The sequence below is a fragment of the Bacteroides sp. 3_1_23 genome (genome assembly GCF_000162555.1).
Lineage (GTDB): Bacteria > Bacteroidota > Bacteroidia > Bacteroidales > Bacteroidaceae > Bacteroides > Bacteroides ovatus.
This window is the reverse complement of sequence record NZ_GG774952.1, coordinates 295,206-304,704: the sequence shown is the minus strand read 5'-3', so window position 1 is coordinate 304,704 and position 9,499 is coordinate 295,206. Positions and strand designations below refer to the sequence as shown.

The window sequence follows — 9,499 nt, the reverse complement described above, 5'->3', positions numbered from 1 at the left end:
TTTTGTATATCAGCAATAAAATTATTACTTATTCAGGATATCCATTGTATCCGATGCGATCAACAGTTCTTCATCTGTTGGGATCACTACTACTTTCACTTTAGAAGCAGGAGTAGAAATGATTGCTTCTTCACCGCGAACCTTAGCATTTACTTCGTTATCAAGTTCGATACCCATGAATTCCATATCCTTACAAACTTCACGACGACATTCCATCTGGTTCTCACCTACACCACCAGTAAACAGGATAATATCCACACCGCCCAATGCAGCAGCATAAGCACCGATATATTTCTTAATACGGTAATAGTACATCTTCTCTGCAAGGATAGCTTTCTCATTGCCAGCCGCACAAGCAGCCAAGAGTTCACGCATATCGCTTGATACACCCGAAATGCCCAGTACACCGCTCTTCTTGTTCAACAGATTGGAAACACCGGTTGTGTTCAAGCCTTCTTTTTCCATGATAAATGTTACTGCACCGGCATCAATATCACCGCTACGAGTACCCATCATCAAGCCTTCCAATGGAGTCAAGCCCATAGTAGTATCCATACATTTACCATCTTTGATAGCAGCGATAGAACCACCGTTACCAATGTGGCAAGTGATAATTTTCTGTCCTACCGGATTTACACCCAAGAATTCACATACACGTTTTGACACATAACGATGAGAAGTTCCGTGGAAGCCATAACGACGTACACCATACTTTTCATACAGTTCGTGAGGAATAGCATACATGTAAGCATAATCCGGCATTGTCTGATGGAAAGCCGTATCGAATACACCTACCTGCGGAATGTTAGGAAGAATAGCAGAAACTGCATTTACCCCTTTCAAGTTAGCAGGATTGTGAAGCGGAGCCAAGTCATTGCAAGCAGCGAAAGCTTCCAGCACTTCCTTGTTCAGCAATACAGATTCGCTGAAACGCTCGCCTCCGTGTACCATACGGTGACCTACTGCATTGATCTCATCCAAAGATTTAATAGCGCCGTATTCAGGATTAATCAGCGTGTTCAGGATAAACTCTACTCCTACTGTATGTTCAGGAATATCTTTCTCCAATATTTTCTTTTCACCATTCGGCAAAGTAAGTTTCAAGAATGATCCTTTCAGACCGATTTTTTCGATACCACCTTGTGCAATCACCTCTTTGGTGGTCATATCGAACAATTTATATTTAATAGATGAACTTCCGCAGTTCAATACCAGAATCTTCATGTCGTTGTCGATTTATACTTAATAGTTTATATCTAATACTTATTTATTCGCTTTTGCTGCAATGGCCTGATTAGCTGTGATAGCAATCATGCGATATACATCTTCGATAGAACAACCACGAGACAAGTCGTTTACCGGACAGGCAATACCCTGAAGAATCGGACCAACAGCGTCAGCATGTCCCAGACGTTGAACTAATTTATAAGAAATATTACCAACTTCCAAACTTGGAACGATCAGCACATTTGCTTCTCCGGCTACTGGAGAACCCGGCGCTTTGCTAGCACCCACTTCCGGTACAAGAGCAGCGTCAGCCTGCATTTCACCATCCAAATCAAGAGTAGGAGCCATCTCTTTTGCAATCTTAGTAGCTTCTACCACTTTATCCACTACTTCGTGTTTAGCGGAACCCTTGGTTGAAAAGCTCAACAGAGCTACTTTCGGATTTTCAATACCGGCAACGGCTTTCGCAGTCTGCGCAGTACAAATAGCAATCTGTGCCAGCTGATTAGCGTCCGGAACCGGAGTTACAGCAACGTCACCCATGACCAAAATGCCATTCTTTCCGTATTCAGGAGCATGAGTCAAAAGCAACATAGCACCAGACACGCAAGTGATTCCCGGCGCAGTCTTGATAATCTGCAAAGCAGGACGCAATACATTACCAGTAGTGTTACGGGCACCAGCCAACTGACCGTCAGCATCACCGCTCTTAATCATTAAACAACCAAAGAATAAAGGATCATTCGTTAACTTGCGGGCTTCTTCGATAGTCATCCCCTTCTTTTTACGAAGTTCACACAACAACTGCGCATATTCTTCGTGTTTCGGAGAAGTTTCAGGATCAATGATAGTAGCTTTACCGATGTTTCCCAATCCCCATTTTGCAGCAAGTTCATTAATTTCTGCCGGTTTACCCAGTAAAATTAGATCGGCTACTTCGTCTGTCAAAATCATATTGGCAGCTTTCAATGTGCGTTCTTCAGTTCCTTCCGGAAGAACAATACGTTGGCGATTTGCTTTCGCACGCGCCACGATTTGGTTGATTAAATTGAGCATAGATATATTGAATATTATTATAAAACGTCCTTACAATTTGTAATTTGCGGTGCAAAAGTACTCAATTTTGCAATATCCACATTACAATTTCGCCTATTTTTCTCTTCCAAGTCTAAAATATTGTAATATTTAACACTGTACTCCTATTTTTCATACCTTTGCAGCGTTTTCAAACAAAATCAATAGGTTATTAGTTATGATACGTCAGTGCGCCATTTTATTTGGCTGTTTGGCTTTGGGTGAATTAATAGTTTATCTTACGGGTATCAAGCTCCCCTCCAGCATCATCGGTATGCTGCTGCTCACCCTCTTTTTAAAATTAGGTTGGATTAAGTTACACTGGGTACAGGGATTGTCCGACTTTCTGGTTGCCAACTTAGGATTCTTTTTCGTTCCGCCCGGTGTGGCTCTTATGCTATACTTTGATGTCATTGCGGCAGAGTTCTGGCCGATAGTGACAGCGACCATTATCAGCACCGCGCTTGTACTTGTCGTTACGGGATGGGTACATCAAATCGTCCGCAAGTTCAGGCTGGCACGTCAGATTAAGCTGGCGCGCAAACTTCACCTGACGGATTTCCATCTGTCGGAGAAACTGCACCTTAAAGATAAAATCAACTTAACGAATAAAGACAAATGAGCTTCTTAGAGAATAATTTCTTCCTGTTGGCTATCACCTTCGGGATTTTCTTCTTTGCCAAATTGCTTCAGAAGAAAACAGGACTGGTATTATTAAATCCTATATTGCTGACCATCGCCCTATTAATCATCTTCCTTAAAATGACAAATATCTCATACGAGACCTATAATAAAGGAGGACATTTGATCGAGTTCTGGCTCCGCCCGGCTGTTGTTGCTTTAGGCGTACCTTTATATCTTCAATTGGAAATGATAAAAAAGCAGTTACTGCCTATCCTTCTGTCTCAACTGGCAGGCTGCATTGTCGGAGTTATTTCAGTAGTGCTGATTGCGAAGTTCATGGGAGCTTCCCAAGAAGTAATCCTGTCTCTGGCTCCCAAATCGGTTACGACTCCGATTGCGATGGAAGTAACCAAAGCCATTGGCGGTATTCCGTCACTGACGGCGGCAGTTGTTGTGGCAGTAGGTTTATTAGGAGCGATCTGTGGTTTTAAGACCATGAAAATCATGCGTGTAGGCAGTCCGATCGCCCAAGGGCTTTCGATGGGGACAGCCGCTCATGCTGTCGGAACTTCCACCGCAATGGATATCAGCAGCAAATATGGAGCATACGCCAGTCTGGGACTGACACTGAATGGAATCTTCACTGCACTGCTCACACCTACGATCCTTCGATTATTAGGTGTCTTGTAAAAACAAAATCTCTTGATTTTCCGTTATATAAAGAGTTAAACGCAAAAAGCAATTTTATGATTCCATTTAAAGATATCACATTAGCAGACAAAGACACAATCACCTCATTCACGATGAAAAGTGATCGCCGCAATTGCGATCTTTCATTCTCCAATCTTTGCAGTTGGAGGTTCTTATATGACACTCAATTCGCAGTGGTCGACAACTTTTTGGTATTCAAGTTCTGGGCGGGAGAACAACTTGCTTATATGATGCCCGTAGGCACAGGAGATTTGAAAGCAGTATTGTGGGAACTGATAGAAGATGCCCGCAAAGAGAACCAGCATTTCTGTATGCTGGGAGTGTGCAGCAATATGCGCGCTGATCTCGAAGCTATCCTTCCGGAACAGTTCACTTTCACAGAAGACCGCGACTATGCGGATTATATTTATTTGAGAAGTGATCTATCTACGCTGAAAGGGAAGAAATTCCAAGCGAAAAGAAATCATATCAACCGGTTCCGCAACACTTATCCGGATTACGAATACACACCGATTACCCCGGACCGTATTCAGGAATGTCTGGATCTGGAAGCAGAGTGGTGTAAAGTGAATAACTGTGACCAACAGGAGGGGACAGGCAACGAACGTCGCGCCCTGATTTATGCTCTCCACAACTTCGAGGCACTCGGACTGACGGGAGGTATCTTGCATGTGAACGGTAAAATTGTCGCATTCACATTCGGTATGCCTATCAATCATGAAACATTCGGCGTACATGTAGAAAAAGCGGATACCAGTATTGAAGGTGCGTATGCCATGATTAATTATGAATTTGCCAACCGGATTCCCGAACAATATATCTATATCAACCGGGAAGAGGATTTAGGTCTCGAAGGTTTGCGCAAAGCCAAATTGTCTTACCAACCGGTGACGATTCTGGAAAAATACATGGCTTGTCTCAAAGAGCATCCCATGAATATGGTTAAATGGTAAACTCTTTATAAATATGATGATAAAGGAGCAAGTAAAAGCATTGTGGAAAGTCTGTTTTGACGATAGTGAAGAATTCGTCGAGATGTACTTCAGACTACGCTATAAGACAGAGGTGAACGTTGCCATCAAAAGTGGTGATGAGGTAATCTCTGCCCTTCAAATGCTTCCTTATCTGATGACTTTTGGTGGAGAGACTGTACAGACCTCCTATATTTCAGGAGCCTGTACGCATCCCGATTTTCGAAGCAAAGGAGTCATGCGCGAGCTTTTATCACAGTCTTTCGCCCGGATGTTACGGAATGGAGTACACTTCAGCACATTAATACCGGCAGAACCCTGGTTGTTTGATTATTATGCCCGTATGGGATATGCTTCGGTATTCAAGTATTCAACTAAAGAGATCGTTTTGCCCGAGTTTATCCCTTCTAAAGAGATAGCGGTCAGTGTTGTTTCAGAATATCAGGAGGAGGTCTATTCCTATTTGAATAAGAAACTTTCCGAACGGGCTTGCTGTATTCAGCACACATCGGAAGACTTTCAGGTTATTATGACCGATCTTGCCATTAGTGGAGGTTATTTATTTGTAGCCAGACAGGAAAACGAAATCAAAGGAATAACCATTATATATAAAGGAGACAAACATATCATTATCAATGAGCTTTGCGCTGAAAATAAAGATGTGGAATATAGCCTGTTGTATGCTATCCGGCAACACACCGGATATAAGTGCATGGTTCAAATCTTGCCTCCCGAAGAGAAACAGCCTCAACATCCGCTAGGCATGGCACGTATCATCAATGCCAAAGAAGTGCTGCAAATCTATGCCGCGGCTTTTCCTGAAGATGAAATGCAGCTGGAATTATCGGACAAACAATTGTCTGTAAACAACGGCTATTATTACCTGTGCAAAGGAAAGTGTATGTATAATACCGAGCGACTGCCCGGTGCACATATACAAATGAATATTAGCGAATTAACCAATAGAATACTTCAGCCGTTAAAGCCATATATGAGCTTGATGCTGAATTAAATTTTAGGCACGGATTACACGGATTACGCTGTTGACTTATATTAAGGCATGCCTCTAAGAGCTGTGAAACCCGTGTAATCCGTGCCTGTATTTATTTATTCAAATAACGAACCCGTTCACAGGCTGCCAATAGAAACGCACCTACTCCAAAATTCGAAGTTGAGTTTGCGTCTACCACCTGACCGGGTATCGCTTTCTCACCAATCGGTTGCACATAACCAATCTTGCCATCAGGCTGCAAAGCAACTGTTGAGAGATATTTCCATGCTTTTTCAACCACCGGCTGATATTCTGCAGCATCCAGAAAACCGTTATTGATTCCCCATTGTAAACCATAGGTAAAGAAAGCCGTTCCACTGGTTTCCGGTCCCGGTGCATGCAATGGATCGAGCATACTGCGTGTCCAGTAACCTTCCGGCTGTTGACAAGCAGCAACCGACTTAGCCAGGGTACGGAAACGATCTATATATTCCGGACGATACTTATCTGTTTCAGGAAGTTCTTTCAAGACTTTTGCCAATCCGGCCAATACCCAGCCGTCTCCACGTGCCCAAAAATCCTTTTTGCCGTTCACACTTTTGTGTTTAGGATACACGTATTTTCCATCCCGGTAATAAAGTCCGGCCTCTTCATCATACATAATACTATCAGCATAGGCGAGGTATTCATGCAGTTTCTCCAAATAGAGCGGATTCTTAGTAATGTTATACATCTTTGTCATGACCGGCATGACCATATATAAGCCATCTGCCCACCACCAATAATCATGATTGGGGGTACTCATCTGATATTCCATCACTTCGCGGGCACGGGCTATTTTCTGTGTATCCGGTTCCATATTATAGAGATCGGCATACGTCTGAAAACAAATCTGATAGTCACCGAAAAGCACATAATCATCACTTTCACCGTAACTGTACTTCCAGTTTTCCTTATGATCTGATTTTGCCCCTTTCCATTCATTATGTTCCGCCCAGGCTTTCGAGTATTCCAAATACTCCGGCTGCTTAGTCAAAAAATAAGCTTCCATATTTCCGGTGTGATAGGCGGCATTATCCCAAAAAGAACGTCCGTGTTCCGGATGATTCGTCTGCCAATAATTATTCACTTTATGAATAGTGTTTATCACTTCTTCAGCAGAAGCATCCTTCTTATCCGTACAACTTGCACAGATTGCACCGCCTAGAAAGAGTGCAGAAAAAAGAGTTGCATATAGTTTCTTCATATCTTTATTTATTTGTATCCATATCCGTTTCCAATACATATATCATTTGAGGCTCAATTTCCGCTGTGCGTTCACCGTCTCCCTGACGGGTGTGTTGTACAAAGAGATGCAGTTTCCGCTGCTTTTTCCAAAGTTCCGTATCATGAGAGGGTTCCCAGGCATCCACCGAAAAATCCGTCAGATCCGTTATCGTCCACTTACTCGTACCCACATCAGTCGCATGTGCCATCGACACACGGCTTCCCCGTTCTTCGTCACGGAAAATATAAAAGACTTCTCCACCTTCTACCACAATACGCGGACGGGCAATAGGGATCATTTTCGTACCTCCACCCTTCAAGGTAAAAGGTGTCTGGCGATCGGTTATCTGCCGTTGATGCCACATCTTCCCGTCATTCCAGACGATGCGGTATTGAGGAACATCACTATCGGGTTCCCGCCAATAAGTAGCTATATACGGATTTCCTCCTGCATCAGCACTCATGCTCGTCTGATTAATCAACTCACAGTTTTGAGGTAAACGACAGGCATACTCCGCATTGGACAATTTGATCGGGAGTTCATATCGTTCTCCACTCGTCTTATACCAAGTTACCCCATTATCAAAAGAACGGGCATAACAAATATCATGGTTTGTTTCCACATGCCAGGTCTCGCGCCATACCCATGAAAGATGAATCGTCCCTTTCTCATCAACATATAACTGCCAATAGGCATTCCGTTTATTTTCCCCATCGATCAGTATATCCTGCACACGAGTCCATTTATGTTCTTTCAGCGAATAACGGTTCATTACCAGATTTCCACGCCCCGAAGAACCGGAGCGGTAAACAAACAATAAATCTCCTCCGGATAAAGGATAGAACTCCGGATAGGTGACATTTCCTTCGTCAACTCCGGTCATGGGTATTTTATCCCCCAGTTCCAGAGAACCGGGAGCAATACTCCGGCAATAATTCAATGGATGTCCGTGATGGTCAAAAGATATATGTATGTATCCTTCCCCATCTATCATCATGCTAATTATATTATGAGCATCCTTCACATTTCCCTGATATTGGGTGCGATGTAATGTCCATTGTTCCGAATCCAGTTTCCGCTTTCCAAGTACCAGATAGCCATCGTTATCGTAATAACTGATATATTGTTCATCACCGTGTGTAACCAGCGAGTTATTCCGAAAGACCGTCGTATTGACCGAAGTACAGCTATACCCCTTTCCTACTTCAACCAAATGCTGGGAACAGGCAATAACAGGAACGAGCATTATTCCACAAAGTAGCAACAGTATCCGTTTCATATTTATTTTTTATTTGTCAAAGATAGAAAGGTTCCATTTTTCATACCAAGGGATCGTTATTTCCCCGTCTTTTACCAACACAGGCAACCATACATAACGGGAATCTTCCAAGTCCTTCTTCTTCCAACGGTCGAACATGGCAATATATGCATCCTTCTTTCCGACAACGGGCTGGACATAAGTACTCTGGGCATAAAACGTTTTATCTGCATCCGGTCCCGTACAAGGGTTTCCGATTGTCTTCCATGTTCCCATAATAGAATCGGCTACTGCGATCTCGGCTATATTAGGATCCCAGCCAGTACAACCGGAACTTAACATATAATATTTACCATTATATTTAAATACTGCCGGAGCCTCTCTCGATTCTTTTACGAAATTGCGTGTAAAACGTCCGCTCGGTTTCAGATAATCATCAGTCAGAAGGCTGATATACATCGTTTCATTATTTTCTGAAGAATAAAACTGATAAGCACGTCCATCATCATCCACAAAAACAGTCTGATCGCGGCTCATCGCATTGTTCGGACGAAAACTTCCCTGATAAACGAACGGACCGACAGGAGAATCGGAAACTGCCACTCCGGCACAAGCCTTACTGTAATCAGCACTTTCCACATGGGCCCACATTACAAATTTGCCCGTTTTCTTATTATAAACCACTTTCGGACGTTCCAATACTTTGGAGGGATGCAGGTCATGATTCGGATCGTCTTTAACTGCCGGAAGTACAATACCCTCAAATTTCCAGTTCAGCAAGTCTTTAGAAGAGTAACAACCTACTCCGGTCACATCCGTACGATAACACTCCCACGTAGCCCAGTCAGGCAAAATGGTTTTCCCTTTCTTGTATTCGCCATACCAATAGTAAGTGCCGTTATGATATAAAAGTCCACCACCATGGGCATTGATCGGATTCCCGTCCGTATCTTTCCAAACTTCACCGGGGATAAACTCCGTATACTTCTGTGCATGCACTGATACAGGCAGTAATGATATACAAACCACCCCTAATAATATAAACTTAAGGCACTTAGACGATACCGACACCACAAATTATTATTATAATTTTTAGTTATAGCTACCGTCTATATGCATTTTAATTAGTTAATAAAAAAGCTCTTTCTAGTTGGTGTTAACTGGAAAGAGCCTGTTTCTTTTTCGACTGCTAAGATAGCAATTTATTTATTAATTTACAAACTTCTATTGTTTTATTTCTGTGCTAAATTATAAATTCTAATTTTGAGATTTAGTGATATTTCTATTATCACCATTATAAAAAAGTAGACTAATAAACTAACTATCGTTCCTATTATGCCTACCATAATGAGGGTAAAAAGCTCTTCTGTAAAATG

The 9,499-nt window shown here is 42.5% G+C and carries 9 protein-coding genes; 4 read left to right on the top strand and 5 right to left on the bottom strand.

Annotated features, from left to right (window positions below; genetic code table 11):
- Positions 1-24 precede the first annotated feature (24 nt).
- Together HMPREF9010_RS10315 and pta are read right to left on the bottom strand one after the other, a co-directional pair.
- Positions 25-1,224 carry an acetate kinase gene (locus tag HMPREF9010_RS10315; RefSeq protein ID WP_004305054.1) on the bottom strand — a complete coding sequence of 400 codons (1,200 nt, stop codon included), beginning with the start codon at positions 1,222-1,224 and terminating at the stop codon, positions 25-27.
- Between the two features lie 39 nt (positions 1,225-1,263).
- On the bottom strand, positions 1,264-2,283 hold the full coding sequence (gene pta, locus HMPREF9010_RS10320) for a phosphate acetyltransferase (RefSeq protein ID WP_004305055.1): 1,020 nt from the start codon (positions 2,281-2,283) through the stop codon (positions 1,264-1,266).
- A gap of 196 nt (positions 2,284-2,479) precedes the next feature.
- On the opposite strand from pta, the gene HMPREF9010_RS10325 reads away from it, so the two are divergent.
- From HMPREF9010_RS10325 to HMPREF9010_RS10340, 4 genes are read left to right on the top strand one after another with little or no spacing between them, the layout of a single operon-like run.
- On the top strand, positions 2,480-2,923 hold the full coding sequence (locus tag HMPREF9010_RS10325; protein WP_004305056.1) for a CidA/LrgA family protein: 444 nt from the start codon (positions 2,480-2,482) through the stop codon (positions 2,921-2,923).
- Positions 2,920-3,615, top strand: coding sequence for an LrgB family protein (locus HMPREF9010_RS10330; protein ID WP_004305057.1), 696 nt, complete (start codon positions 2,920-2,922; stop codon positions 3,613-3,615). The genes HMPREF9010_RS10325 and HMPREF9010_RS10330 overlap by 4 nt, the downstream gene beginning before the upstream one ends.
- Before the next feature lie 56 nt (positions 3,616-3,671).
- Positions 3,672-4,589: a DUF2156 domain-containing protein gene (locus HMPREF9010_RS10335; protein ID WP_008649570.1), complete on the top strand. Its 918-nt coding sequence runs from the start codon at positions 3,672-3,674 to the stop codon at positions 4,587-4,589.
- A gap of 13 nt (positions 4,590-4,602) precedes the next feature.
- A complete protein-coding gene (locus tag HMPREF9010_RS10340) occupies positions 4,603-5,619 on the top strand; it encodes a GNAT family N-acetyltransferase (RefSeq protein ID WP_008649569.1) in 1,017 nt (338 codons plus the stop codon).
- A gap of 91 nt (positions 5,620-5,710) precedes the next feature.
- Here the strand turns inward: HMPREF9010_RS10340 and HMPREF9010_RS10345 are convergent, their stop codons facing one another.
- The 3 genes from HMPREF9010_RS10345 to HMPREF9010_RS10355 are packed head-to-tail and all read right to left on the bottom strand — an operon-like array spanning position 5,711 to position 9,197.
- Positions 5,711-6,844 (bottom strand): glycoside hydrolase family 88 protein, encoded by a 1,134-nt coding sequence (locus HMPREF9010_RS10345; protein WP_008649568.1) that lies wholly within the window; start codon positions 6,842-6,844, stop codon positions 5,711-5,713.
- Positions 6,845-6,848: 4 nt separating this feature from the next.
- Positions 6,849-8,144 (bottom strand): BNR repeat-containing protein, encoded by a 1,296-nt coding sequence (locus HMPREF9010_RS10350; RefSeq protein WP_008649567.1) that lies wholly within the window; start codon positions 8,142-8,144, stop codon positions 6,849-6,851.
- Between the two features lie 9 nt (positions 8,145-8,153).
- Entirely contained in the window at positions 8,154-9,197 is a 1,044-nt protein-coding gene (locus HMPREF9010_RS10355; RefSeq protein ID WP_008649566.1) for a glycoside hydrolase family 43 protein, read from the bottom strand.
- Positions 9,198-9,499: the final 302 nt, after the last annotated feature.

What these genes read in the sequence shown, in the direction of transcription:
- HMPREF9010_RS10330 (WP_004305057.1), top strand. Translation starts at nt 2,920, where the DNA reads ATGAGCTTCTTAGAGAATAATTTCTTCCTGTTGGCTATCACCTTCGGG.
- pta (WP_004305055.1), bottom strand. Translation starts at nt 2,283, where the DNA reads ATGCTCAATTTAATCAACCAAATCGTGGCGCGTGCGAAAGCAAATCGC.
- HMPREF9010_RS10335 (WP_008649570.1), top strand. Translation starts at nt 3,672, where the DNA reads ATGATTCCATTTAAAGATATCACATTAGCAGACAAAGACACAATCACC.
- HMPREF9010_RS10345 (WP_008649568.1), bottom strand. Translation starts at nt 6,844, where the DNA reads ATGAAGAAACTATATGCAACTCTTTTTTCTGCACTCTTTCTAGGCGGT.
- HMPREF9010_RS10325 (WP_004305056.1), top strand. Translation starts at nt 2,480, where the DNA reads ATGATACGTCAGTGCGCCATTTTATTTGGCTGTTTGGCTTTGGGTGAA.
- HMPREF9010_RS10315 (WP_004305054.1), bottom strand. Translation starts at nt 1,224, where the DNA reads ATGAAGATTCTGGTATTGAACTGCGGAAGTTCATCTATTAAATATAAA.
- HMPREF9010_RS10340 (WP_008649569.1), top strand. Translation starts at nt 4,603, where the DNA reads ATGATGATAAAGGAGCAAGTAAAAGCATTGTGGAAAGTCTGTTTTGAC.
- HMPREF9010_RS10350 (WP_008649567.1), bottom strand. Translation starts at nt 8,144, where the DNA reads ATGAAACGGATACTGTTGCTACTTTGTGGAATAATGCTCGTTCCTGTT.